Source organism: Crossiella sp. NPDC003009, assembly GCF_053591555.1.
The window spans coordinates 123,706-150,604 of sequence record NZ_JBSFUA010000016.1; the positions used below are offsets into that span (position 1 = coordinate 123,706).

12 protein-coding genes are annotated in these 26,899 nt (G+C 70.9%); 7 read left to right on the forward strand and 5 right to left on the reverse strand.

Features of this window, described 5'->3' with window-relative positions:
- Positions 1 to 28: 28 nt before the first annotated feature.
- Together ACWDY5_RS19455 and ACWDY5_RS19460 are read right to left on the reverse strand one after the other, a co-directional pair.
- The gene (locus ACWDY5_RS19455) at positions 29 to 2,062 is read right to left on the reverse strand and encodes a S8 family serine peptidase (protein ID WP_449723577.1); all 2,034 of its coding nucleotides are present in this window, start codon (positions 2,060 to 2,062) and stop codon (positions 29 to 31) included.
- Between the two features lie 284 nt (positions 2,063 to 2,346).
- Positions 2,347 to 4,404 carry a transglycosylase domain-containing protein gene (locus ACWDY5_RS19460; protein WP_449723578.1) on the reverse strand — a complete coding sequence of 686 codons (2,058 nt, stop codon included), beginning with the start codon at positions 4,402 to 4,404 and terminating at the stop codon, positions 2,347 to 2,349.
- Between the two features lie 516 nt (positions 4,405 to 4,920).
- On the opposite strand from ACWDY5_RS19460, the gene ACWDY5_RS19465 reads away from it, so the two are divergent.
- Complete coding sequence (locus ACWDY5_RS19465; protein ID WP_449723579.1) at positions 4,921 to 6,078, forward strand: glycoside hydrolase family 88/105 protein; 1,158 nt, start codon at positions 4,921 to 4,923, stop codon at positions 6,076 to 6,078.
- Between the two features lie 80 nt (positions 6,079 to 6,158).
- Here ACWDY5_RS19465 and idi read toward each other — a convergent pair whose 3' ends face one another.
- Positions 6,159 to 6,695, reverse strand: coding sequence for an isopentenyl-diphosphate Delta-isomerase (gene idi / locus ACWDY5_RS19470; protein WP_449723580.1), 537 nt, complete (start codon positions 6,693 to 6,695; stop codon positions 6,159 to 6,161).
- Between the two features lie 202 nt (positions 6,696 to 6,897).
- Between idi and ACWDY5_RS19475 the strand changes: the two genes are divergently transcribed.
- Complete coding sequence (locus ACWDY5_RS19475; RefSeq protein ID WP_449723581.1) at positions 6,898 to 10,575, forward strand: NACHT domain-containing protein; 3,678 nt, start codon at positions 6,898 to 6,900, stop codon at positions 10,573 to 10,575.
- Between the two features lie 12 nt (positions 10,576 to 10,587).
- Entirely contained in the window at positions 10,588 to 10,971 is a 384-nt protein-coding gene (locus ACWDY5_RS19480) for a RidA family protein (RefSeq protein WP_449723582.1), read from the forward strand.
- On the opposite strand, the gene ACWDY5_RS19485 is transcribed toward ACWDY5_RS19480, so the two are convergent.
- Complete coding sequence (locus ACWDY5_RS19485; protein WP_449723583.1) at positions 10,943 to 11,911, reverse strand: helix-turn-helix transcriptional regulator; 969 nt, start codon at positions 11,909 to 11,911, stop codon at positions 10,943 to 10,945. The genes ACWDY5_RS19480 and ACWDY5_RS19485 overlap by 29 nt on opposite strands.
- Positions 11,912 to 11,973: 62 nt before the next feature.
- Here ACWDY5_RS19485 and ACWDY5_RS19490 point away from each other — a divergent pair, with 62 nt between their 5' ends.
- The gene (locus ACWDY5_RS19490) at positions 11,974 to 12,462 is read left to right on the forward strand and encodes a pyridoxamine 5'-phosphate oxidase family protein (RefSeq protein WP_449723584.1); all 489 of its coding nucleotides are present in this window, start codon (positions 11,974 to 11,976) and stop codon (positions 12,460 to 12,462) included.
- A gap of 41 nt (positions 12,463 to 12,503) precedes the next feature.
- Entirely contained in the window at positions 12,504 to 14,192 is a 1,689-nt protein-coding gene (gene ilvD / locus ACWDY5_RS19495; RefSeq protein WP_449723585.1) for a dihydroxy-acid dehydratase, read from the forward strand.
- 480 nt (positions 14,193 to 14,672) lie between these two features.
- On the opposite strand, the gene ACWDY5_RS19500 is transcribed toward ilvD, so the two are convergent.
- A complete protein-coding gene (locus ACWDY5_RS19500) occupies positions 14,673 to 16,049 on the reverse strand; it encodes a dihydrolipoyl dehydrogenase family protein (protein ID WP_449723586.1) in 1,377 nt (458 codons plus the stop codon).
- Positions 16,050 to 16,904: 855 nt separating this feature from the next.
- Here ACWDY5_RS19500 and ACWDY5_RS19505 point away from each other — a divergent pair.
- Positions 16,905 to 24,023, forward strand: coding sequence for an SDR family NAD(P)-dependent oxidoreductase (locus tag ACWDY5_RS19505; RefSeq protein ID WP_449723587.1), 7,119 nt, complete (start codon positions 16,905 to 16,907; stop codon positions 24,021 to 24,023).
- A 2-nt stretch (positions 24,024 to 24,025) separates the two neighbouring features.
- A partial coding sequence (locus tag ACWDY5_RS19510; protein WP_449723588.1) for a beta-ketoacyl synthase N-terminal-like domain-containing protein occupies positions 24,026 to 26,899 on the forward strand: 2,874 nt, incomplete at its 3' end.

A 26,899-nucleotide genomic window follows, 5' to 3' on the forward strand; every position in this document is an offset into this window, starting at 1 on the left:
GGGTCACCGCCAGCTTTCCCCATCCGGGTTACTTGGTGACAACCAGGGCGTAGTCCGCGTCGGTCTCCGGGGTTTCCGGGTGACCGTCCGCGTTCACCTGGTCGGCCAGCACCTCGACCTTCCAGGTGCCCTTGGCCGCCTTCTCCAAGATCACGTTCTCCACGGTGTCCACCGCGTTCGGGGAGCCGCCGGGGGTGGAGTAGTTGCCCGCGGTGAGGCCGTTATTGCCCCAGTACACGGTGCCGTCGGGCGCGGTGACCTTCAGCGTCAGGTCGTTGACCCGGGACACCGCCGCGGTCGGCGAACCGGCCGGGTCGGTGTAGGCCAGGGTCGCCTTGAACGGCGTGGAGCCGTCCGCCTCGACCGGGTAAGCCTTGGACGCGCCGGCCTTGAGCAGGTCGGTCTCGTTCACCAGCACCGGCAGCTTCCAACTGTTGCCCTTGGCCTGGTTGTACAGGTTGCCAACGCTCGCGGTGCCCCAGCCCTGGTGCACCCTGGTCAGGTCGTGGTTCTCACCGCTGAAGGCGTACTGGTTCGCGGTGTTGACCAGCAGCGCCTTGACCGTGGCCGCGTGCGGCCTGCTGGCGAAGACGTCCCGCTTCTTGCCAGGCGCGCCGTCGAAGACGCCGTCGGCCCACATCTGGAACACCAGACCGGCGTTGCCGCAGGTGATCGGGGTGGCACCGCTGGTACCGCCGAAGCTGGGCGTGTAGGCGGTGTCGCTGGTGGAGGTGGTGGTGTCGATGGCGTCGTAGTAGTTGGAGATCTCCGGCTTGATCCGGCCGTCGGCCGCCGGGCCGATGCTGGCGCCGCGGTTCCAGGTGTCATCGGTGCGGCTGAGCGTGTTCTTGTGGTACTGCGCGCCCACCGAGAGCACGTTCTTCGCCCACGCCTCCGGCCGCGACTGGCGCGAGCCGGCGTTGCTCTGCGACTGGCAGATGAACAGGTCCAGATCGAAGACGATCTTGTCCATGGCCGCGGAGATCGTGGTGTAGGAGGTGGTCAGCGCGTTGCCCCAGCTGTTGGTCTGGAACACCGCCTTGTACTTGCCGTTGGGGTCGACCAGCTCCTTGGAGTGGGCGTACCGGTCGGCGACGCCGTAACCGGCGTGGATGCCCTGGCCCTCGGGCAGCAGCCCGCGGTGCTTGGGGCTGACGCCGGTGGCGAAGATCTGGCCGTAGGTGGCGGTGCCGTGACTGGGGCTGGTGCCCGCGGCGCCGTGGATGATCGGCGGCTTGGCCCGGAACTCCTGGTGCGTGGTGCGCAGGCCGGAGTCCATCACCTCGCCGACCACGCCCTGGCCCTTGTAGCCGCCCGCGGCCTCGATGGTGTTCGCGCCGCCGTCGATGCGCGCGTTGTCCATGTCGGTCTCCGGCGCGGAGGCCGCGTCGACCGCGAGGACCTGGTCCAGGTGCGCGGTGGCGCGCAGCTGCTGCGGGCTGAGGGTGGCCTCCAGGTGCTGGGCGCTCTGCGAGACCACGTGCACCTGCCCACCGGCGCGGGTGATCGCCTCGGCGGCGGCCCGCTGCCCGGCGGCGTCGGCCTCGACCAGGGTCACCACGTAGCGCGCGGTCTTGGTCTCGGCGATGGCGGCCGGGGCCAGCTTGTCACCGGGCTGGTAGGCGCCGACCCAGCGGACGTAGCCGAGCTTGGCCACCCGCTCCTTGGTGGCCGGGCTCATCCGCACCACGTAGGCGTAGTCGGGGATGAACGCGCCGACGCGCGCGCCGAGCCTGGCCAGCTCACGGCGCTGGGCGTCCAGCGGCGCGGCCTTGAACTGCACCAGGTAGGCCCCGCCCTGGCGGGCCCGCAGGTCCTCCGGCGTCGCGGTCTCGGCCTGGGTGATCGGGTCGAAGCTGCGGTTGGCCAGGCGGATCTGGCTGGCCTGCGGCAGCTCCCTGCTCCAGGTGCGGCCGCCGTCCAGGCTGATGGTGAACTTGTCCGCGCCGACCAGGCGGACCTGCTCGTCCTCGGCCGCGCCGCTCGCGCTCATCGCGCCCGCGCTCAAGACCAGTGAACTGGCGGTGATGGCCACCAGGAAAACGCGACTCCTTCGCCGCATCGACTACCTCCAGCGAAATGCAGGGGTGACCTCGGACATGCGTGATCCGAGCCGTGATGCGGACAGTAACGACGGTTTACTAATTCATCACCCGACAGAAGTTGGTTTGTGTTGCGACGTTCGGGTGAGACAAAACCGCTGGACAGGCAAGTAGTCGCGACCCGCAGTACTGCGCTGAATACGGGCCGCGACGACTTATCGAGTTATTTACTCCGCTGTCCCCAACCGGCGAAAAATACGGCCATTCGGCACTGGCACCGCGAGTTCGCCGATGGTAAGTCCGATCACATGTACTGGCCGTCCCCCTGCGGGAGCTGCCTGGTCTCCTGACCCTGGTGAATGGTCTTCATCGCCTCGAACCAGGTGCGGGCCGGCACCTTGCCGCCGTAGATGTTGCCGCTGGAGCACAGCCGGGGCTGGGCGCCGTCGCAGATCGGCTTCGGGGTGGGGCTGTCAGAGAAGGTGAGCACCGCGCCGGAGAAGTTCGGGGTGGCGCCGACGAACCCGGCGGACTGGTGGTTCTGCGTGGTGCCGGTCTTGCCGATCATCGGCCGGTTCCAGCCGGAGTCCCTGGCGGCCTTGGCCGCGGTGCCCTCGGTGGTGTCCTTGCTCAGCCCCTGCGCCAGCGCCCCGGCCAGACCGGGGTCGATGGCCTGCTCGCAGGAGGCTTCCTTGATGTCCACCGGCTTGCCGTTGCGGTCGAGGACCTTCTCGATCGGGGTGGGCGGGCACCAGGTGCCGCCGCTGGTGATGGTCGCGCCGACGTTGGCCAGCTCCAGCACGCTGACCACGGTCACGCCCAGGGTGAAGGAGCCGACCTTGTTGTCCTTGACCCACTTGTCCTGCGGGATGCGCAGCGAGGCGTCCTTGGCGTCCGGGTTGATCTTGGATCCGCCGCGGTTGACCGACTTCATGCTGTCCCGCAGGCCCATCCGCACCGACATGTCCACCACGCTGTCCAGCCCGGCCTGCTCCTCCAGGATGACGAACCCGGTGTTCGGCGAGTGCGCGAGCGCGCTCTGCAGGGTCATCTGGGTGTCGCCGCCCTCGCTGGCGTTCTTCACCGTGTACGCCTTGCCGCCGTTCTTGTAGATCGGCGAGGTGTAGGTGTTGGGCACGTTGACCGTGCGGTTGACCCCGGTCTTGCCCTCCTCCATGGCCGCGGCCGCGGTGAAGATCTTGAAGATCGACCCGGCGCCGAACCGGCTGACGTCGGCGGGCAGGTTGAACGAGGTCTGGTTCTTGCCCTTGTCGTTGCCGTAGTCCCGGTTGGCGCCCAGCGCGCGCACCCGGTGCTTGTCCTTGCCCGGCTCGACCACGGCCATCGCGTTGGCCACGCCGTCGGTGTTCTTGCTGACCTCGCCCTCGGCCGCGGCCTTGACCGCGTCGTTGGCGCCCTGGTCCAGGGTGGTCTGGATGGTGTAGCCGCCGCGCTTGAGCTTGTCCTTGTTGATGCCGTGCTTGGCCAGGTAGTCGACCACGTAGTCGCAGAAGTAGCCGTTGGTCTGCCCGTGGTCCGCGCTCACGCAGTCGTTCGGGCGGCGCTTGACCAGCGCGAAGTTGAGCGGCTCCTCCTGGAACTTGCGGTAGAGCTCCTGCGCCTGCGCCTGGTCCTTGGACAGCGCGCCGGTGTCGGCCATCCGCTTGAGCACGTGGTCGCGCCGCTTCTTGGCCTCCTCCGGGTTCTCCGAGCCGAGCCGGGAGGGCTTGTTCACCAGACCGGCCAGGTAGGCGGCCTCGGGCACGGTGAGGTCCTTGGGCAGCTTGTCGAAGTAGTGCCGGGAGGCGGACTTGATGCCGTAGATCTGGCCGCCGAAGGGCACCACGTTGAGGTAGCGGGTGAGGATCTCGTCCTTGCTCAGCGTGCGCTCCAGCTGCAGCGCGATGCGCACCTCGCGCAGCTTGCGGGCCGCGGTGACCTCGCTGGCCTTCTCCCGCTCGATGTCGGTCTTGGCGACCACGTAGGCCAGGTAGTTCTTCACGTACTGCTGGGTGATCGAGGAGCCGCCCTCGACCCGCTGGCCGAGCACGCCCTTGACCATGGCGCGCAGGGTGCCCTTCCAGTCCACGCCGTTGTGCTCTTCGAAGCGGTGGTCCTCGATGGCGACCATGGCCGCCTTCATGTTCTGCGAGATGCCCGCGCTGTCGACCAGTTCCCGGTCCTGGTCGTAGAGGTAGGCGATCGGCTTGTTCTTGCTGTCGGTGATCGTGGTGAGCAGCGGCGGGTCGGCCTGGGCCAGCTCGGCGGAGTACTGGTCGACCGTCTCACTGGCCCGGTTCGACAACAGCCCCGCCCCACCGACGACGGGGAAGGCGATCGCGGCGACCACCAAACCGGCCACCACGCACAGCCCAATGAGTTTCAGTATCCCCGTCGCTCGTGCGACCAACACGGAACGCACTCCCCTCTCCACAGCCTGCTCACCCGTTCAGTGCACTGTCTACCCGTAAGGGCGCATGAGACTGCACGGAGGTTGCATCGGTTTGCCGGTGATCTTTATCTACCCGCACGAACGAATGACGCCCGCTGGTTCACCCACATGAAAACATCGGGTCACTTGCCCGCCGAACGGCCCACATCGATCGTCCAGGGCCTACTTCTGGCCGTCTTGACCGCCAGACATCGGAGGATAAAGTGTGTGCGCCCCCACACCGCCCCGGACCGCCATTAGGAGGGAATCGCTTTCCGATCGAGCAGCACGGCGTCGTGCGTTGAGGAGCTTCGATGGCATCGAAACGGCGGAGTCTCCGGCGACCGATCGTGCGCGGCGCGGCACTGGCGGTGACGCTGGCCTGCACGGACTCGCCGCGTTCGTGGTCATGCACGAGCAGTTGTCCCAACGCACGTAGGAGGATGTGTGAACCTGCTGACGCGGGTGGCCACCGCCGTGGCCACCGCGGGCGCCCTCACCCTGTCGGTGACCACGCCCATGGCCCAAGCCGCCCCACCCGCCACCGACTGGTCCAAGGCGGTCCTCGACTCGACCATCGCGCGCAACCCGGACCCGCAGGCCATCGGCGGCTGGGGCTACACCCGAGGCCTGTTCCTCTACGGGATGTACAAGGTGTACCAGCGGTTGAAGGACCCGAAGTACCTGGCCTACATCAAGAAGTGGGCCGACTACCACGTCGACGCCAACGGGCACGTCAACCACAGCTTCAACAACCTGGACGCGATGCAGCCGGGCAACATCCTGATCTTCTTGCACAAGGAGACCGGCGACCCGCGTTACAAGGCCGCGGCCGACCAGATCCGCACCCGCATCACCACCTACCCGCGCACCCCCGACGGCGGCATGTGGCACGCCACCAGCAAGACCAACGAGCTGTGGGCGGACGGGGTGTTCATGGCCCAGCCGTTCCTGATGCGCTACGGCCAGGCCTACGGCGACGAGCAGTACGCCACCGAGGAGGTCACCAGGAACCTGGTCACCTACTTCACCCGGCTCAAGGCCGACAACGGGCTGATGTGGCATGCCTACGACGGCGACCGGGACGCCCCGTGGGATCCGAAACCCAAGCCGGACACCGGAACCTCGAGCTTCTTCTGGGCCCGCGCCTTCGGCTGGTCGGCCATCACCTACATCGAGATCCTGGACATGCTGCCCAAGGACCACCCGCGCCGGCAGCAGATCATCGGTTTCGTGCAGCACCTGGCCAAGGGCCTGGCCCGCTACCAGGACCGCCGCACCGGCCGCTGGTTCCAGGTGGTCGACCGGGGTGACGACCCGGACAACTGGACCGAGACCTCGGCCTCGTCCATGTACACCCTGATGATCGACGCGGCCGTCCAGCGCGGCTACATTCCGCGCGCCTACCAGCGCGTCGCCGACCGCGGCTACCAAGGCGTCCTGGCCAAGGTCAAGACCGGCGCCGACGGCCTGACCAACATCCACGACATCTCCGAGGGCACCAACGTCGGCGACCTCAACTACTACTACGCGCGCAAACGCAACACCAACGACCTACACGGCCTGGGCGCCTTCCTGCTCATGCACGAACAACTCCGCACCTGACCGGCAACGGCCGGCACGCCGGGAGGTTGCCCTCTCCCGGCGTGCCGGCCGTTGCCGTACCGCGTGCTGTCCGGTCCGCGTCAGCTGGTGGCGCGAGCCGCCTCGATCAGCCGGACGACACCGGGAACCCACGGCGCGTAACGCTCCGGGTTCGCCTCGTGGTCGGCGACCAGCTCGCTGTACTGCACCCACTTGAGCTGCTCGATCTCATCCGCCTCCGGCTTGGCCGTGAGGTGCGCGTCGGCGCCGATCTTGCCGATCAGCACGTGGTCGAACTCGTGCTCGGCGGCCCCGTGCCCGTCCAGCGCCTGGTAGGTGAACGTGCCCACCTCTCGCAGCTCCTCGATCCGCAGGTGCAGCTCCTCGTCCACCCGCTTGATCGCCGAGAGCGCGATGTCCTCCCCGGCCAGCGGGTGCGAGCAGCAGGTGTTGGCCCACAGCCCGGGGAACCGGTTCTTGGTCAGCGCCCGCTGCTGCAGCAGCACCCGGTCGTCCTCGTCGAACAGCATCACCGAGAACGCCCGGTGCAACCGGCCGGGCGGCGTGTGCGCCTCTTCGACCGAGGTCTCCCCGATCGTGTTCCCGTCCGGATCGACGAGCTCGACGATCCTGCGCACGACAGCCATCCTGACCCCTTTGTATCCATGTTGCGCCTGGTCGGGAGCCACCGTAATGAGGGGGTCCGCCCGGGTCCATGCACCGGCAGAGTGCATCAGCTCCACCACCACGGTACTTCTTCCGGTGTTCCGCACCGCCCGCACGCTGCGCCGTCCGGGACCAACCGGTAACCAATCGGACACGTTCCGCGACACCCCTGCCATGGGGTCGGACAGTGCTACCGCGATCACCTTCGCCCAGGTCCAGAAGCTGGTCCGGCAAGCAGGCGACAGCAAGGCGGTAGAAGCGGTGGACCGGCTGGCCGCGGTCGGGCTGCTGGCGCTCGGGGTGGCGGTGACGCCGGGGGCGTTGTCGCTGCTCGGGGCGAAGAACGAGGTCAGCAAGCTGGGGCAGGCGGTGGCGCGCAAGCTGCTCGGGCGGGGCGAGGGGAACTTCCTGGCGCGGGCGCGGCGGATGGCCGCGGCGAACTACCTGATCACCTTCACCGCCTTCTTCGACGCGCTGGAGGCCGAGCTGCCCGAGTTCCTGGCCGAGGTGGCGCTGACTGAGGCAGACCGGCTCCAGCTTGCCGGCGCCAGTGCCGGCGACCGGGTCACGCTGTCCCTGCCGCACCCGGTCGATCCAGCGCTCTCCACCGCCCAGCGCCAGGCCTACCACCAGCTGCTGAGCACCCAGTTCATGGTCTTCGCCCAGGGCCTGGCGGTGCGCGAACGGGTGCCGGGAGCGCGGCAGCGGGAGCTGTCCGAGGGGATCCGGCGAGCCACCGAGGCGGCCGAGGAGGTCTACCAGGCGCAGCTGCTGCGCCTGATGGCCAGCAGTCCGGAGTTCTGCGCGTGGACGATGTGGCGGGACCATGCCCGCGCCGAGGGCATCGACCTGGGGTTGCGCGCACTGGCGGCCACCGTCGAGGCGATGACCCCGGCGGCCCGCGCGGACCGGGTGGCCACGGCACTGTCCGCGGAGTACGCGAGCAAGCTGGCCGCGCCGGTCTTCGGCGACGGCGCGCACGACGGGCTGACCTACCCGGCCAAGGCGGATGCCTTTGTGCCGCAGGCGTTCAAGGTGCTCCGCTGCGGCAACGGCGACCGGCTCGAACACGAGCCGTCCTGGGCGGCGGCCCCGGCGCGGTCCGATCTCGGCGACTTCCTGTTGCGCTACCTGGGTTCCCCGCACAGCACCGAGCACCCGCTGCTCGTGCTCGGCCACCCCGGCTCCGGCAAGTCCCTGCTGACCGAGGTGCTCGCCGCCCGGCTGGCCGCGCCTGCGTTCACCGTGGTGCGGGTGGAGCTGCGCGACATCGACCCGGAACAAGACCTGCAGGACCAGCTGGAGCTCCAGCTCAAGCGCGACACCGGCCTGACCCAGCCATGGACTGAGTTCGCTGAGTCCAGAGTGGACAGTCCGCCGCTGGTGATCCTGGACGGTTACGACGAACTGTTGCAGGCCAACGGAAAGGTCTTCGCCGACTACCTCTCCCGCGTGCACGGCTTCCAGGTCCGCGAGGCCCGGCACGGCCGCCCGCTGCGGGTCCTGGTGACCAGCCGGATCGCCCTGATCGACAAGGCCGCGGTGCCCCAGGGCAGCACCGTCCTGCGCCTGCTGGAGTTCGACGCGCCGCGCCGGCAAACCTGGGCCCGGATCTGGAACGAGCACAACGCCCGCCGGTTCCAGGTGCCCGACTCCCCCGCCCTCGTCGAACTGGCCGAGCAACCGCTGCTGCTGCTCATGCTGGCCATCTACGACGCCACCGTGCGACCACTTGCCGCCGCCACCGAGCTGGACCGGACCCAGCTGTACCACAGCCTCATCACCGAGTTCGTCCGCCGCGAACGCGCCAAGGACCCGGCCGACCGCTGCGCCGATGATCTGTGCACAATGGTCGAGTCGGACGTGGAACGCCTTGGCGTGGCCGCGATCGGCATGTTCAACCGGCACGCGGTGCACATCCTCGCCCAGGACCTGAACGCGGACCTGGCCTACTTCAACCGGTCCAGGACTGTTCCCGACGGCGGCGGCAGGCGCCTGTCCCAGGCCGAGCTGCTGGTGGGCAGCTTCTTCTTCATCCACGAGTCCAGGGGCCAGGTCGAGGACGCCAAGGCGTATGAGTTCCTGCACAACACCTTCGGCGAGTTCCTGGCCGCCGACTTCCTACTGCGCCAGGTGATCCGCGAAACCGCGACCGTCCGCTCCCTGGGCGGCGACCCGGACCGCGCCCGCCTGTCCGGCGACTGGTTCGCCTGCCTCACCCACGCCCCGCTGCACACCCGCCCCATGCTGCTGCAACTGCTGCGCGAGTGGGCCCGGCACCGCATCACCCCCGCCGACATCGAGGCGCTGGACGCCCTCACCCACCACCAGCTGCACGGCGTCCTCTACAGCACGGACGCCTTCCTGCCCACCCCCGGCGACTCCCCGCTGGCCCGCAAGCCACTGCTGGAGCGCCTCGCGCTGTACAGCCTCAACCTGGTGCTGCTGCGCGCCGCCCTCTCCGACGGCGAGTACGCGCTACCCGAAACCCTGATCGGCCCCGAAGCCCAGCGCCCCTGGGACCAGCTGACCCACCTGTGGCGGACCTGGTTCTCCTGGGAGACGCTCAGCGCGATCGCCGGCATCCAGATCGCCACCCGGGAAGGTACGACGATCACCTTGCGGTTGCAGCAGGAGTTCCGCACCCCGCAGGCCACCGGCCGCCTGCACACCGTGTTCAACGCGGCCAGCGCACTCGCCGACCACGTGACCCTGGGCCTGGCCGGGATTCCCACGGTGGAAGCCGATCCGGAACGCCGGATGCTCGACTACATCGAGCAGAGCCTGCGGCAGGAAGGCATCGACCTCAGTGGCCGGTTCACCGTACTGCGCGCCCGCGCCGAGCCGAGCCTGCTGACCGACTCGGACTGGCCTGCCAGGGAACTGGTCCACGATTCCCGCCCGCCGGAACACGTCTACGCCGCACTGCCGCTGCTGCGCGACTCCCTGCACGCCCTGCCCAAGCGGAACGTGCTCCGCATGGCCGCCTGCGTCACCGCGGTCAGTCGCGCCGAGGCCACCGCCATCGTCGAGTTCTGCACCCGGGCTGAACCGGTCGCACTGGACTGGTTGCTCCAGCACCACGGTGTCGACAGCATCGCCCGGTCCATCCTGGCCGGCGCACCCTGGGCCGCGCCGGTGCTCAACGCCTTGGCCGTGCCGGGAACCACGCGGGAACGCGTCGAACTGCTGAACCGCCTCACCACCCTGTCGACCTACCATGATCGGGCGCTGGACACCGAAACCGCCGTGGCGCTGGCCAGCTTCGCCAGTGCGACCGACGCGTGGCGGCTGTGCCGATGGGCGTTGACCGACCTGCCGGGGCCACTGTTCTCCCTGCCGCAAGGCACGATCGACGAACTCGCCCGGCTAGTAGTCGGCCACAACCGTCGTGAGCTGGCCAAGGTCCGAGTCACCATCGCGAACCAGCTCGCCAACGAGGTCACGCCGTTGCGCGCGCTGATCGCCAACGGCAGGGAACCGTTGCCGCGCTTGGCCCAGATCGCCCGGATCACCGGCCCGCACCACGGCGTCACCGAACTGGTTTTTCGTTATATGTCCTCGATTCAGCTCGCTGACATCCGAGGGCAGCACCCGTGCCGGAGCGCAGGTGTGGTGCTCAGGGCGGTACGGGAGAACTACCGCCTGGCCGAGGCCAAGCACGTGCTCGCGATGTTGCTGCCGGGTGGCTGTGACCTGCTGACGCAACTCGGGCTCATGCCGTTCGACCGGTACCGCGACGAGCTGAGCCTGCGCTACCTGCTCGACCTGATGTGGGTCGCCGGCATCCGAGAGGACGACGCGACTCAGCAGCTGCTGGCGAAATCGCTTCGGGCACACGGGAGACAGTGACAGGCTGGCGCCATGAGGAAAGCTGTCAACGCTCCAGGCGCCGTGGCCGTCGGGCCGTATTCGCATGCCGTGGACGCCGATCCGTTCGTGCACCTCTCCGGCCAGACCCCGATCGGGCCGGACGGAAAGCTCGTCGAAGGCTCGGTCGGCGAGCAGACCCGGCAGTGTTTCGCGAACCTGTTCGCGGTGCTGGCCGCCGCCGGGCTGACTCCGGACGATGTGGTGAAGTGCACCGTGTTCCTGACCGACATGGCCAATTTTGCCGAGATGAACGCGGTCTACGCCGAGCAGTTCGCCGAGCCGTTCCCGGCGCGCACCACCATCGGCGTGGCGGGACTGCCGCTGGGGGCCGCGGTGGAGATCGAGCTCATCGCCCGCCGCCCCGGTACCGCGTGACCATCTCCTCGGCGGCCCTGGCGATGGACTCGCGGAGCTCCGGGGGTTCCAGGACCTCGATTTCCGGGCCGTAGCGCAGGAAGTCGGACTGGGCGATCTCGTGGGTCTCGATCGGGACCACCACCTCGCGCCAGCCGTCCGGGCCCGGTTCGGTGCCGCGGACCTTCGCGGCCACCACCGGGCCTGCGGTGAAGATCCCGCGCATCGCCTTGGGGGACACCCGGATCCGGGCCTCGCCTTTGTACACAGTGGACTGGAACTCGGCTGACCACTGCTGCCAGTAGGCGCTGAGGTCGAACTCGGGCGGGCGGGTGAACGGGGTGTCCTGGACCTCGGCGGCGCTGATCCGGTTGGCGCGGTAGGTGCGCACCCGGTCGGCCTCGGCGACCAGGTACCAGGTGCCCGCCTTGAGCACCAGGCCGAGCGGGTGCACCACCGACTCGCGGTCCGGCTGGCGGTAGCGGCGGTAGGTGATCTTGACCGGGCGTTGTTCCCAGACCGCGGTGGCCAGCGCCTGCAGGTGCGGCGGGCGGTCGGCGTCGGCGAACCAGCCGGGGGCGTCCAGGTGGAAGCGGTCGCGGACGTGATGGGCGCCCTCGCGCAGGCTGGGCGGCAGGGCGGCGTCGAGCTTGAGGCGGGCGGCGGCCAGCACGGTGCCCAGGCCCAGTTCGGCGGCCTGGTCCGGCAGCCCGGCCAGGGCGAGCGCGCCGGCTTCGGTGCTGGTCAGGCCGGTGAGGCGGGTGCGGTAGCCGTCCAGCAGCTGGTAGCCGCCCGCCGGGCCGCGGTCGGCGTAGACCGGGACGCCCGCGCTGCTCAGCGAGTCGACGTCGCGGTAGACGGTGCGGACCGAGACGTCCAGCTCCTCGGCCAGCTCCTGCGCGGTGAGCCGGCCCCTGGTCTGGAGCAGCAGGAGCAGCGAGAGCAGTCGAGAGGCGCGCACCACTGAAGTCTGCACCACATTCCTGCCGTGTTCTGTCAGGTATCGGCGGCAGCATGGCGTGCATGCGATGGCAGGACTTCGAGAAGGCGGCCCCGGTGCTGGCGGGGCTGGCCAGGCAACGGTTCGAGCAGGACCAGCTGGTGTTGCTGGGCACGGTGCGGCGGGACGGGTCGCCGCGGATCAGCGCGGTGGAGTGCGACTTCACCGGGACCGACTTCTGCGTCGGCATGATGATCCCGTCGACCAAGGCCTCCGACCTGCTGCGGGATCCGCGGGTCACGGCGCACTCGCTGCCGCCGGGCAAGGAGAACCCGCTGGGCGATGTGAAGATCTACGGACGGGCGGTCGAGCTGACCGGCCGGTCGAAGGCGGTCTACGAGGAGGCGATCTTCGCCCGGCTCGAGTGGCGTCCGCCGGAGCCGTACCACTGCTTCGCCTTCGACGTGCTCTCCGCCGGGTTCGTCCGGTTCGAGGAGGAAGGGCGGCGCTGGCGGGCCTGGCGCGAGGGCGAGGCGGAGCGCGAGGAGTTCCGCGTGGAACAGCTGGCGTGAGGACGCGCGAGGCGGGGTGACGGCGAGTAGCGTCGGCGGACATGGCCGATCTGAAACCGCGCAGCCGGGATGTCACCGATGGTCTGGAACGCGCGGCGGCGCGCGGCATGCTGCGCGCCGTGGGCTTCTCCGACGCGGACTGGGAGAAGCCGCAGATCGGGGTCGCCTCCTCCTGGAACGAGATCACCCCGTGCAACTTGTCACTGGACAGATTGGCCGCGGCGGTCAAGGAGGGCGTGCACGCGGCCGAGGGTTTCCCGATGCAGTTCGGCACGATCTCGGTCTCCGACGGGATCTCCATGGGCCACGAGGGCATGCACTTCTCGCTGGTGTCCCGGGAGGTGATCGCGGACTCGGTGGAGACGGTGATGGGCGCCGAGCGGCTGGACGGCTCGGTGCTGCTGGCCGGGTGCGACAAGTCGCTGCCGGGGATGCTGATGGCCGCGGCGCGGCTGGACCTGGCCGCGGTGTTCCTGTACGCGGGCTCGATCATGCCGGGCCGGGCCACCATGTCGGACGGCACCGAGCGCGAGGTGACCCTGATCGACGCCTTCGAGGCGGTCGGGGCGTGCGCGCGCGGGCTGATGAGCCGCGCGGACGTGGACGCGATCGAACGCGCGGTGTGCCCGACCGAGGGCGCCTGCGGCGGCATGTACACCGCGAACACCATGGCCAGCGCGGCCGAGGCCCTGGGCATGTCGCTGCCCGGCTCGGCCGCGCCCCCCGCGGTGGACCGCCGGCGCGACGGCTACGCCCGCCGCTCCGGCGAGGCGGTGGTGGAGCTGCTCCGGCGGGGCATCACCGCCCGCGACATCCTGACCAAGCCCGCGTTCGAGAACGCCATCGCGGTGGTGATGGCCCTCGGCGGCTCCACCAACGCGGTGCTGCACCTGCTGGCCATCGCGCACGAGGCCGAGGTCGAGCTGACCCTGGACGACTTCAGCCGCATCGGCGCGAAAGTTCCCCACCTGGGCGACCTCAAGCCGTTCGGGCGACACGTGATGTACGACGTGGACCGCATCGGCGGCATCCCGGTGGTGCTGAAACTCCTGCTGGAAGCCGGCCTGCTGAACGGCGACACGCTCACCGTCACCGGCCGCACCATGGCCGAGAACCTCGCCGAGCTCAACGCCCCCGCCCCCGACGGCCAGGTCATCCGCGCCCTGGCCAACCCCATCCACCCCACCGGCGGCATCACCATCCTGCGCGGCACCCTGGCCCCGGACGGCGCGGTCGTGAAGTCCGCGGGCTTCGACGAAACCGTCTTCGAGGGCACCGCCCGCGTCTTCGAAGGCGAACGCGCAGCCATGGACGCCCTGGAAAACGGCACCATCACCGCGGGCGACGTGGTGGTGATCAGGTACGAGGGCCCCAAGGGCGGCCCCGGCATGCGCGAGATGCTGGCCATCACCGGCGCGATCAAGGGCGCGGGCCTGGGCAAGGACGTGCTGTTGCTGACCGACGGCCGCTTCTCCGGCGGCACCACGGGCCTGTGCGTCGGCCACGTGGCGCCGGAAGCGGTCGACGGCGGCCCGATCGCGTTCATCCACGACGGCGACCGGATCCGCCTGGACGTGGCCGAGGGCCGCCTGGACCTGTCGGTGACCGAGGAGGAGCTGGCCGCCCGGCGGGTGGGGTGGCAGCCGCGGCGGCACGGGTACGCGCGGGGTGTGCTGGCCAAGTACGCCAAGCTGGTCGGGTCGGCGAGCACCGGGGCGGTCTGCGGCTAGGCCGCTCGGACGCCTCCAGCACGCCAGGCCACGCGGGGGTCCAGCACGCCAGGCCACGCGGGGGCTCCGGCGCACCGGCCACGCGGGGGCTCCGGCGCACCGGCCACGCCAGGGCTCCAGCACACGGGCCACGCCGGGGCGTACCCCTAGCCCTCGCGGTCCCTAGCCTCGCGGTTCCTTGCCATCGCGGTCCGCTGCCCTCGCGGCCCTGTCGTCGTGGTTGGCCGGGGTGGGCGGACTCTGCTGCTCAGGAGCGGGCTCTCTGCTTGGAGCGGGCTCTGCTGCTCGTCGTGGCGCGGTGCCCTGGTGGTGGCTTCGGTTCGGTCGGTGGGGCGGCTCCTGTGGTGGGGGCTGGGCGGCGCGCGTTCCGATTGTTCACGCAACGCGGGAAGCGCTGGTTTGGTTCCCAGCGTATCCACAGGGTGCCGCCCCGACTGACGTTATCCACAAAGTGCAGGTCAGCGGGTTGGCGCGGCTCGGTTAGCCGAGGTCTTTGATGGCTTCGCTGATGGCTCGGTGGAACGTCGGGTAGGCGCCGATGAACTGCTGCAGCGTCTCCAGGGGGATCTGGGCGTGTACGGCCATGGCCAGGGCGCCCAGGATCTCGCCGCCGGCGGGGCCCATGGCGGTGGCGCCGATGAGGGTGTTCTGGCTGGTGTCCAGGATGACCTTGATCAGGCCCCGGTTGCCGACCTTGTGCACGAAACCGCGGGAGCTCTGCTCCAGCTTGGTGATGCCGGTGCGGATGTCGCGGCCCTGTTCCCGCGCCTGCTTCTCGGTCAGGCCGACCGAACCCAGCTCCGGGTTGGTGAAGGTGACCCTCGGGATGGCGTGGTACCGGGCGGCGGGGCCGGGGCGGCCCAGGATCTCGCGGATGACGATGTCGGCCTGGTACATGGACATGTGAGTGAAGGCGCCGTGGCCGACCACGTCGCCGACCGCCCACACACCGTCGGTGACCTTGAGGCGGTCGTCGGTGGGGATGGTGCGGGCGGTGGTGTCCAGGCCCAGGTTGCCCAGGCCGAGGGCCTCAAGATCAGTGCGGCGGCCGGTGGCGACCAGGAGGTGGGCGCCGGTGACGGTGGTGCCGTTGGTCAGTTCGAGCTGGAACTCGTTGTTCTGGTGGGTGACCGCGGCGGCGCCTGCGCCGGTGTGCACGGTGATGCCCTCGTCGGCGAAGATCTCCGCCAGCAGGACCGCTGCCTCGGGTTCCTCCACCGCGGCCAGGTGGTCCTGGGGTTCGATGATGTTGACCTCGGCGCCGAAGCGGGCGAACAGCTGGGCGAACTCCAGGCCGATGGCGCCGCCGCCGAGGACCACCAGGGTGTCGGGGACGAACTCGGTGCGCACGGCCTCGCGATTGGTCCAGAACGGGGTGCCCGCCAGGCCGGGGATCGGCGGGACCAGCGGTTCGGTGCCGGGGTTGAGCACGATGGCCTTGGTGGCGGTGACCTGGTGGGTCTGGTTGTCCTCGTCCACGACCTCGACCCGGCCGGGGCCGGTGATCTTGCCGGTGCCGCGCAGGAAGGCGGCGCCCGCGTCGGTCAGCCTGCGGACCGCGACCGTGTCGTCCCAGTTGTCGGTGGCCTCGCGGCGGATGCGCTCGGCGACCGCGGACCAGTCCGGCAGCACCGTGGCGGTCCCGGCCAGCTCCGGCACCCGGCGCGCCTCGGCCACCACCTCGGCGGCGCGCACCATCATCTTGGTCGGGATGCACCCGTAGTACGGGCACTCCCCGCCGACCAGCCTGCGCTCCACGCCCAGTACGCTCAGTCCGGCTCCCGCGAGCTGACTGGCCACCTGCTCGCCGCCGGGGCCGAGCCCGATCACCACGACGTCGACCTCATGAGCTGACATGGCTCTCCTTCGTTCGCCGGGACGACCGCATGCCGTACAGGCAAGTTACCTGTCAGTGTTAACCGGAGATTTCGGCGGGGCGGTGCTGACAACTAGGCCGTCGGCGTGTGCCAAGGCGGTCAACGCGGCGGCGGCGGAGCACTACCAGGTATGGAGATCCACTGCTACCTGGGTAGCTTCGCGTCTGAACCGTGCCAGAACAGCCTTGTTGAAGCAGTTCCAGTTCTCTGCAAACGTCGATGGCCGATTTCGGCAGCATTAAAGGCAGCCCTCCCGAGGAATGGCGGGGCAGAATGTACCTCGGCCGCTCGCGCTTCTCGGGTTAACACGCCGAAAGATCACCCGGCATTTTTTCGGTGATCGACAGCACGCTGAGTTCATGATCGCCTCCAGGGCCACCCGCGCGGGGGACCCATGATCGCCGAGCGCTACCGCACCCGCCCGGATCGCCGCTCAAGGGTGGTAACAAACCCCCACGTTGCGGCGATTACCACCACGTGCAGCGGACGTATCCAGCCGGTGAACAGCGGGAGCGCGACCACTCGTACCCCAGGTCGGGCGCCCACGCTGCACACAGTGGGTGACGCCCCGGCCAGCGGTTTTGCCCGGTTGAGTGACTTCAGGCACACGGCATTTGTGCCGAATTGCTGAAGAAGGCACCGGGACCCGAGAGCCAAAGCGGGAGCGCCGAATACTTGAGAGCCACTCAATTTTCCCTTGAGGGCCACTCAAGACCACATTTCAACCGTTGATGAATTACTGCCTGCACCGCTAGCTTCCCGTTTCGATTCAGCCAATCGGGTCACTAGCTGGATCCTGCCCGTCCACAGGTTGTTGTTGATCAACGGAGGCTCCATGGCCGCGCAGTCGGAACGGCGTGAGCTCGTCCTCGGGGTAACCCCCTTCGGCGAGGCCAACGCACGTCTCGTCGCAGCGGTCCGCCAAGCAGGCGGACTCGGAGTTCTCGACCTCGGCACCGGCGCCCGGTCGACTCGGGAAGCACTCGCCCTCGCCCAGCGCTGGGTGTCCGGCCCCTTCGGCGTGCGCGTGCCCTCGGGCTGCGCGCTGACCCCTGCCGACCTCCCCACCGAGGTTGACACGGTCGTGTTGACCGGGGACAGCTCTTGGCAACTCGCTGACATCGCCGCCCGCTACCGGGTGCTGGCGGAGATCACCTCCGTGGAGCAGGCCCGCGCCGCGGCCGCCGCCGGGGCCGCCGGGCTGATCGCCCGCGGCAACGAGGCCGGTGGCCTGGTCGGCGAGCTCAGCTCCTTCGTGCTGCTGCAGAAGCTCATCGCCACCCCCGGCCTGGACCTGCCGATCTGGCTGGCCGGCGGCATCGGCACGCACACCGCCGCCGCGGCCGTGCTCGGCGGCGCCACCGGCGTGGTGCTGGACACCCAGCTCGCGCTGCTGGAGGAGTCCGAGCTGCCGGAGACCACCGCGGCCCTGCTGCGCACCCTGGACGGCTCCGAGACCGCCGTGGTGCAGGGTCGCCGGGTGCTCGCCCGCAAGGGCCGTGTCACTCCCAACACCCCCGCGCAGCTGCTGGAGCTCGGCCAGGACATCTTCCTGGCCGCCCGCTTCGCCGAGCGCTATCGCACCACCGGCCGGGTGGTGCACGCCGTCCGCGACGCGATCACCGCCGCGCTCACCCAGGACGCCCTGGAGGCGGTGCTGCGCCCCGGCTCGGCCTTCGCCGAGGCCATCGGCGTGCCACTGCCCATCGCGCAGGGCCCGATGACCAGGGTCAGCGACCAGGCCGCCTTCGCCGCCGAGGTGGCCACCGGTGGCGGCCTGCCGTTCGTCGCGCTCGCCCTGGCCGGCCAGGAGCAGACCCGGCGGATGATGACCGAGACCGCCGCCGCGCTGGGCGAGCGCCCGTGGGGCGTCGGCGTGCTCGGGTTCGCGCCGGAGGACACCAGGGCCGCGCAGCTGGAGGTCATCCGCGAGCTGCGGCCCACGCACGCGATCATCGCCGGTGGCCGCCCCTCGCAGGCCGCCGCGCTGGAGGAGGTCGGCATCACGACCTTCCTGCACGTGCCCTCCCCCGGCCTGCTCAAGCAGTTCGTGGAGGCCGGTGCGCGCCGGTTCATCTTCGAGGGCAGCGAATGCGGCGGGCACGTCGGCCCGCGCGCCAGCTTCGCCCTGTGGGAAGCCCAGATCTCCGTGCTGCTGGACCACCTGGGCAACAAGACCGGCAGCGACCTCCAGGTGCTCTTCGCCGGGGGTGTGCACGACGCGCGCTCGGCCGCCATGGTCGCCGCGATGGCCGCTCCGCTGGCCGCCAAGGGCGTCGGCATCGGCGTGCTGATGGGCACCGCCTACCTGTTCACCCAGGAGGCGGTCAGCGCCGGCGCGGTGCAACCCCTGTTCCAGCAGCAGGTTCTGGCCGCCGAGGGCACCGAGCTGCTGGAGACCGCGCCCGGCCACGCCACCCGCTGCGTCACCAGCCCGTTCGCCGACAGCTTCCAGGCGATCAAGGCCGAGCTGACCGCCAAGGGCGTGCCGGACCGGGAGGTCTGGGAGCACCTGGAAAGCCTCAACGTCGGCAGGCTGCGCATCGCCAGCAAGGGCATCCGCCGCGAGGGCAACGACCTCATCGCCGCCGATGAGACCGAGCAGCTCGCCGACGGCCTGTTCATGGCCGGTCAGGTCGCGGTGCTGCGCGATGAGGTCACCACGGTGGCCGCGCTGCACGAGTCGGTCACCGGCGACGCGGCGGAGTTCCTTGCCGCGCAACGGGAACTACTCGGCCGGCGGCTCGGCCTGGCCGCCGCGCGCACCCAGCCGGTGGCGCCGCCGCCGCCGCTGGACGTGGCCATCGTCGGCATGGCCTGCGTCTTCCCCGACTCCCCTGACCTGGCCACCTTCTGGGCCAACATCGTCGGCGGCGTGGACGCGGTCACCGAGGTCCCGGCCGAACGCTGGGACGCCGCCACCTACTACTCCCCCGAGGCCACCGGCAAGAACATCAACGACCGCACCCCTTCGCGCTGGGGCGGGTTCCTGCCGCGGATCCCGTTCGACCCGCTCAGCTACGGCATCCCGCCCACCTCGCTGGCCAGCATCGAACCGGTGCAGCTGCTCGCACTCGAGGTCGCCCGCCGGGCGCTGCGGGACGCCGGGTACGACGGCGACCGCGAGTTCGACCGCTCCCGCGCCTCGGTGGTCTTCGGCGCCGAGGCCGGTTCCGACCTGTCCAACGCCACCACCCTGCGCGCGGTGCTGCCCGCCTACCTGGACAGCCTGCCCCAGGAGCTGGTGGACCAGCTGCCGCCGCTGACCGAGGACTCCTTCCCCGGCATGCTGGCCAACGTCATCTCCGGCCGCATCGCCAACCGCCTGGACCTCGGCGGCGCCAACTACACCGTGGACGCCGCCTGCGCCTCCTCGCTGGCCGCGCTCGACGTGGCCTGCAAGGAACTGGTCAACGGCACCAGCGACCTGGTGCTCTGCGGCGGCGCGGACCTGCACAACGGCATCAACGACTACCTGCTCTTCGCCTCGGTGCACGCGCTCTCGGCCACCGGCCGCAGCCGCACCTTCGACGCCACCGCCGATGGCATCGCCCTCGGTGAAGGCGTGGCCTGCGTTGCCCTGAAACGACTGTCCGACGCCCAGCGCGACGGCGACAAGATCTACGCGGTGGTCAAGGGCCTCGGCTCGGCCAGCGACGGCAAGTCCCTCGGCCTCACCGCCCCGCGCCCCGAGGGCCAGCGCGCGGCGCTGGAACGAGCCTACGCCAACGCGCACCTCTCCCCCGCCGAGGTCGGCCTGGTGGAGGCGCACGGCACCGGCACCGTGGTCGGCGACCGCACCGAGCTGGCCACCCTGACCACGATGTTCACCGAGGCCGGGGCCCAGCCGGGGACCTGCGCGATCGGCTCGGTGAAGTCCCAGATCGGGCACACCAAGTGCGCCGCGGGACTGGCCGGGCTGATCAAGGCCGCGCTCGCGCTGCACACCGGCGTCAAACCGCCCACCCTGCACGTGCAGACGCCGAACTCGGCCTGGGACAAGGACTCCAGCCCGTTCGTCTTCCACACCGCGGCCCGTCCCTGGGCCACCGAACCGGCCAAGCGGGTCGCCGGGGTGAGCGCGTTCGGCTTTGGCGGCACCAACTTCCACACCGTGCTCGCCGCTGTCGACCAGCCCGCCCCCCGGCACAGCGTGGACGCCTGGCCCGCCGAGCTGTTCACCTTCCGCGGCGCCGACCTGCGCGCGGCTGCCAAGTCCATCGAGAAGCTCCTGGAACTGGCCGCGGCCAACGACACCGGCGGCCGCCCCTGGCGACTGCGGGACCTGGCGCGCACCGCCGCCCGCACCGCCGACGCCCGCACCGAACCGGTGCAGGTGGCCGTGGTCGCGGACAGCCTGGACGGCCTGGTCGGCCAGCTGCGCCGCGCGGTCGCCGGGGAACACGACCCGGCCGCGGGCGTGTACCTGGCCGGGCACACCGAGTCCGGCAAGCTGGCCCTGCTCTTCCCCGGACAGGGCAGCCAGCGCACCGGGATGCTGGCCGAGCTGTTCGTGGCCTTCCCCGAGGTGCAGCACCTGTTGCAGCGCGGGCACAAGTACGCCGACCTGCTGTTCCCGCCGGCGGCCTTCGACTCCGCGGTGGCCAAGGACAACGAGGCCCGGCTGCGCGACACCAGGACCGCCCAGCCCGCGCTGGGCATCGCCGGACTCGCCGTGCACCAGCTGCTCGGCAAGCTCGGCGTGCGGGCCGACCTGGTGGCAGGGCACAGCTACGGCGAGCTCGTCGCGCTGGCCGCGGCGGGCTCGATCGACGCGGACACGCTGCTGGCGATCTCCGCGGCCCGCGCCGAGTCGATCCTGGCCGCCGCCGAGGCCGCCGGTGGCGACCCCGGCACCATGGCCGCGGTCTCCGGCCAGGCCCCCGCGGTCCTCGAGGTCCTGGACAAGGCAAGGCTGCGCGGCGAAGTGGTGCTGGCCAACCACAACTCGCCCAAGCAGGTCGTCATCTCCGGCACCACCGAGGGCGTCGGCAAGGCGGTCGTCGAGCTGAAGGCGGCCGGCCTGAGCGCCAAGCCGATCCCGGTGGCCTGCGCCTTCCACAGCCCCCTGGTCGCCGCGGGCGGTGACCGGTTCGCGCAGGTCTTGTCCACTGTGGACATCCACACTCCGGAGATCCCGGTGTGGGCCAACCGCACCGCCGCCCCTTACGCCGACGACGTACGCGCCGAACTGGCCGCGCAGATCGGCTCCCCGGTGCGCTTCGTCGACCAGGTCGAGGCCATGTACGCCGACGGCGCCAGGGTCTTCGTCGAGGCCGGGCCGGGCAAGGTGCTCTCCCGCCTGGTCAAGGACATCCTCGGCGACCGGCCGCACACCACGGTCACCGTGGAGCCCACCGCGGACAGCGGTCTGCGCGGCTTCCTCTCCGCACTGGCCGCACTGGCCACCGCCGGGGTGTCCCTGCGCACCGGCTGGCTGTTCCAGGGCCGCGACGCCCGCGACGTCTCGGCCACCCCCCTGCCCAAGCGCGCCGGCTGGACCATCGACGGCCACGTCGTGCGCACCGCCGACGGCGGCTACCTCACCGGCGGCCTGGCCCCGGCCCGCCGCGTCCACCTGGAGACCACCACCATGAGCCAGCCGCAGCCCCAGCCAGCTGGTCAGCACGACGCCCTGGTCAGCGAGTTCCTGCGCACCAGCCGGGAGATCCTGGCCGCCCAGCGCGATGTGCTGCTCACCTACTTCGGCACCGCCCCCGGCACCCAGCACGTGGTGCCGCAGGTGATCCAGCAGCTGCCCGCCCTCGCGCAGGCCCCGGTGGCCCAGCCGGTGGCCGCACCCGCCCCGGTCGCCGCACCCGCGCCCGTCGCCGCACCGGCTCCCGCGCCCGCTCCGTCCACTGTGGACGTGCTGGGCACCGTGCTGCAGATCATCAGCGACCGCACCGGCTACCCGATCGACATGATCGAACCCGACCTCGACCTGGAAGCCGACCTGTCCATCGACTCCATCAAGCGCACCGAGATCGCCGGTGAGCTGGCCGCCAAGCTGGGTGGCGGGATGGACGCGGCCAGCCTGTCCGACGCCGAGCTGGAGGACCTGGCCAAGGCCCGCACTGCGGCGGCGATCTCGGCCTGGCTGGGCGGAAAGGTCGCCCCGGCACCAGCCCCGGCGGCGGCTCCCGCGCCGGTCGCGGCCAGCGGGCCGAGCGAGGCCGAGCTGCTCGACACCGTGCTCCAGATCATCAGCGACCGCACCGGCTACCCGATCGACATGATCGAACCGGACCTCGACCTGGAAGCCGACCTCTCGATCGACTCCATCAAGCGCACCGAGATCGCGGGCGAGCTGGCCGCCAAGCTCGGCGACGGGATGGACGCGGCCAGCCTCGGCGACGCTGAGCTGGAAGACCTGGCCAAGGCCCGCACCGCGGCCTCGATCGCGGGCTGGCTGGCCGCCAAGTCCGGCGCTCCCGCCGCGACGCCGGAACCCGTGGCCGCCATCCCGGCCCCGGCGGCACCGGTCACTACGGCACCCGCGGCCTCCGGCGGCATCGCGCCCAAGCGGTTCCTGCTCACCCCGGTCGACATCTCCGCCGCCGCCCCTGTCGGCGTGGAAACCCTGGCTGGCAAGCGGTTCATCCTCTTCGGCGGCACCGGCGCGAACGAGCTTTCCGCGCTGCTGCTGGAGAACGGCGCGCAGGCCCGGATCGAGTCCACCGCCCGCGTGCTCACCGAGGCCGACGGCCGGATCGACGGCGTGGTCTTCCTGGACGCGCTGGCCGACGGCGACCTGCCTGTCCTGCCGGAGACCTTCCCCGCCTTCCAGTCCGCGCTGGTGCGCGGCGTCAGCTGGCTGCTCGCCGCCGCGCCCAGCCAGCTCGGCCGGGCCGCCGGGCTGCGCGGGCTGTTCCGCACCATCGCCCGCGAGTACCCGGACACCCACGCCAGCCTGGTGGAGATCGACACCGACCCGGCCGCCGCGCTCTTCGCCGAGATCCTCGCCGCCGACCGGCACCCGGTGGTGCTGCGCCGCGCAGGCGGGCGGCACGCGCTGGAGATGGTGGCCACCCCGCTCGGCTCGCTCGGCCTGGGCGCGGGACCCGCCGGGGACGGCTCCACCGAGGCGAGCGCGATCGGCCTGGACCGCGACTCGGTGGTGCTGCTGGTCGGCGGCGCCAGGGGCATCACCGCCCAGTTCGCCGCCACCGTCGCCGCGGCCAGCGGCTGCCGGATCGAGCTGGTCGGCCGCACCGCACCCGCCACCGAGGACGAACACCCCGCCACCAAGGCGGCCACCGACAAGACCCAGCTGCGGGCCGCGCTGATCCAGCAGGGCCTGCGCAACCCGGCCGAGATCGAGCGCACCGCCAGCCGCATCCTGGCCCAGCGCGAGGTCCAGTCCACTGTGGACGAACTCACCGCACTGGGCAGCCAGACCCGCTACCACTCGGTGGACGTGCGCGCCCACGACGCGCTGCGCCAGCTGGTCAAGGAGATCCACGCCGAGCACGGCCGCCTGGACGGCGTGGTCTACGCCGCCGGCGTGATCGAGGACAAACTGCTGGCGGAGAAGGACATCGAGAGCTTCCGCCGGGTCTTCGGCACCAAGGTCGACGGCGCCCGCCAGCTCCTGGAGGCCGTCTCCGACCTCGGCGAGACCGGCCCCCGGTTCGCGGTCCTGTTCGGCAGCATCGCCGCCGCGCTGGGCAACCGCGGCCAGGTCGACTACGCCGCGGCCAACGACGCCCTGGAGTCCCTCGGCATCACCTGGTCGGAGCGCACCGGCGGCCGCGGCCTGACCGTCCACTGGGGACCGTGGGCGCCCTCGGCCAAGCACGGCGGCATGGTCACCCCCGAGCTGATGCAGTCCTACACCCGGCGCGGCATCGAGCTGATCGACCCCGAGGAGGGCACCCTGGCGCTGCTGCGGGAGCTCGCCTGGGGCGGCGACGCGGTCCGCTCGGTCGTCTACTCCGCCTCGGGCTGGTGACCATGACCCAGACCACCCCGGTCGCGATCGTCGGGATGGCCGTGCTGCTGCCCGGCGCTCGCGACCTGGAGTCCTACTGGCACAACCTGGTCAACGGCGTCGACGCCATCACCGAGGTGCCTGCCGACCGCTGGGACGCCGACTTCTACCACCCGGACTCGGCCGCCGGGCCGGCCAAGGCGGAGGAGGTCTACTGCCGCCGCGGCGGGTTCGTCGAGGCCAGCTTCGACCCGGTGAGCTTCGGCATCATGCCGAACTCGGTCTCCGGCGCCGAACCCGACCAGCTGATCGCGCTGCGGGTGGCCGCGGCCGCCATCGCCGACGCAGGCGGGCAGGAGAAACTGCCCGCGCCAGACCGGATCGGCGTGGTGCTCGGCCGCGGCGGCTACCTCACCCCCGGCCTGGTGCGGCTGGACCAGCGGGTGCGCACCGCCCACCAGCTGGCCAAGACCCTCGGCGACCTGCTGCCCGACCTGGGCGTGGAGGCGCTCGCCGCGGTCCGGCAGGCCTTCGTCGACCAGCTCGGCCCGGCCTCCCCGGAGTCCGCGATCGGCCTGGTGCCCAACCTGGCCGCCTCCCGCATCGCCAACCGCCTCGACCTGCGCGGCCCCGCCTACACCGTGGACGCCGCCTGCGCCTCCAGCCTGGTCGCGGTCGACCAGGCGGTCACCGAACTGGCCGCCGGGCGCTGCGACGTGATGCTGGCCGGTGGCGTGCACCACTGCCACGACGTCACCTTCTGGAGCGTGTTCTCCCAGCTGCGCGCGCTGTCCAAGGACCAGCAGATCCGGCCGTTCGACCGCCGCGCCGACGGCATCCTGATCGGTGAGGGCACCGGAGTCGTTGTGCTGAAACGACTTGCCGACGCCCAGCGGGACGGCGACCGGGTGTACGCGGTGATCCGCGGCACCGGCGTGGCCAGCGACGGCCGCAGCGCCAGCCTGTTCAACCCCGAGCCAGAGGGCCAGGTCCTCGCCCTGCAACGCGCCTGGGCGGCGGCCGGACTCGACCCCGCCGCACCGGGCTCGGTCGGTCTGCTGGAGGCCCACGGCACCGCCACCCCGGCCGGGGACGGCGCGGAACTGGCCACCCTGCAACGGGTTTTCGGCTCCGAGGGTCCAAGTGCGGTGATCGGCTCGGTCAAGTCGATGATCGGCCACACCATGCCGGCCGCCGGAGTGGCCAGCCTGGTCAAGGCCGCGCTGGCGCTGCACCGGCAGGTGCTGCTGCCCACCCTGCACTGCGAGCAGCCGCACGCCGACCTGGCCCAGACCCGGTTCCGCCCGCTGGACACCGCGCAGCCCTGGGAGCTGTTCGAGGGCCAGGAGGTGCGGCGGGCCGCGGTCAACGCCTTCGGCTTCGGCGGCATCAACGCCCACGTGGTCCTGGAAGAAGCACCCTCCACAGTGGACCGTCCGGCGATCAAGGTCACCGAGCCGGAGCGGGTGCTCACCATCAGCGCGCCCAACCCGGCCCGACTGGCCGAGCTGCTCGACCTGCCCGATGCCGAGATCCGCTCCACCGCACCGTCCACTGAGGACGGATGCAGGCTGGGCATCGTCGCGCCCACCGCGAAACGGCTCGGCATCGCGCGCAAGGTGGTCGGCAAACAGGTCGCCTGGCGCGGCCGCAACGACGTCTGGTTCAGCCCGGAACCCTTACTGGCCAACGGCGGCAAGGTCGCCTTCGTCTACCCCGGCCTGGAAGCCGACTTCGAGCCCAGGGTGGACGACGTGGCCGCGCACTTCGGCCTCACCGTGCCCGGCCTGGACACCGGCAACGTGGGCGCACACGGCGCGGGCGTGGTCGGCGTCGGCCGGTTACTCGACACCGTGCTGCGCAAGCTCGGCGTCCAGCCCGACCACATCGCCGGGCACAGCGTCGGCGAGTGGACCGCGATGATCACCAGCGGCATCTACGAGCAGACCCAGATCGACGAGTTCCTGGCGAAGTTCGATCCGGACTCGCTGCGCGTGCCCGGCGTGGTCTTCGCCGCCTTCGGCTGCGGCGCGGACCGGGTCACCGAGGTGATGGCCGGACGCCACGGTGTGGTGCTCTCCCACGACAACGCGCCCAACCAGTCCATCGTCTGCGGCCTGGAACCCGTGGTGCAGGCGCTGGTGCTGGAACTGCGTGCGAAGAACGTGCTCGGCCAGGTGCTGCCCTTCCGCTCCGGCTTCCACACCCCCATGCTCGCCCCGTACCTGGACCCGATCCGGGAGGCCGCGGCCGGGTTCCGCCTGCACGAGCCGAGCATCCCGATGTGGTCGGCCACCACCGCCGCGCCCTTCCCCGAAGGCGAGCAGGCCAAACGGGAACTGTTCATCCGGCACCTGCTGGAACCGGTCCGGTTCCGCCCGCTGGTGCAGGCCATGCACGCCGCGGGAGTCCGGGCCTTCATCCAGGTCGGCACCGGCGCGCTGAGCACCCTGGTCTCGGATTCCCTTGCCGGGCAGGAACATCTGTCCATCTCCGCGAACAGCCCCAAGGTCAGCGGCCTGGGCCAGCTGCGCCGGGTGCTCACCGGACTGTGGGCCGAAGGCGCGCCCACCCACCCCGACCGGCTCGACCCGGCCCCGCGGAAGACCCGCAGCGGCAAGGAAATCCCCCTGGATCTATCCGCGACCACGGTCCGGCTCGGCGGCGACCTGCCCGGCGCGATCAAGGCCGCGGTCACCCCGGCACGCCCGGCAGCGCCGGTGGGCGAGCTCGGCGGGGCGTTCGCGGAGCTGGACCGGCTGGCCGCCAGCTTCCCGCTGGCAGGCGAGCTCGGCGGGCTGCTCAAGGAGACCGCCGACACCGCGGCGACCGTCCTGGCAGCCGCCCGCACCGGCGCGGGGGGGGGGCGCGCCCCCGGGGCGGCCCCCCCCGGTCGG

Excerpts from the sequence above, each read along its gene's own strand:
- ACWDY5_RS19505 (WP_449723587.1), top strand. The coding sequence starts at position 16,905 with ATGGCCGCGCAGTCGGAACGGCGTGAGCTCGTCCTCGGGGTAACCCCC.
- ilvD (WP_449723585.1), top strand. The coding sequence starts at position 12,504 with ATGGCCGATCTGAAACCGCGCAGCCGGGATGTCACCGATGGTCTGGAA.
- ACWDY5_RS19490 (WP_449723584.1), top strand. The coding sequence starts at position 11,974 with ATGCGATGGCAGGACTTCGAGAAGGCGGCCCCGGTGCTGGCGGGGCTG.
- ACWDY5_RS19455 (WP_449723577.1), bottom strand. The coding sequence starts at position 2,062 with ATGCGGCGAAGGAGTCGCGTTTTCCTGGTGGCCATCACCGCCAGTTCA.
- ACWDY5_RS19500 (WP_449723586.1), bottom strand. The coding sequence starts at position 16,049 with ATGTCAGCTCATGAGGTCGACGTCGTGGTGATCGGGCTCGGCCCCGGC.
- ACWDY5_RS19475 (WP_449723581.1), top strand. The coding sequence starts at position 6,898 with ATGGGGTCGGACAGTGCTACCGCGATCACCTTCGCCCAGGTCCAGAAG.
- ACWDY5_RS19480 (WP_449723582.1), top strand. The coding sequence starts at position 10,588 with ATGAGGAAAGCTGTCAACGCTCCAGGCGCCGTGGCCGTCGGGCCGTAT.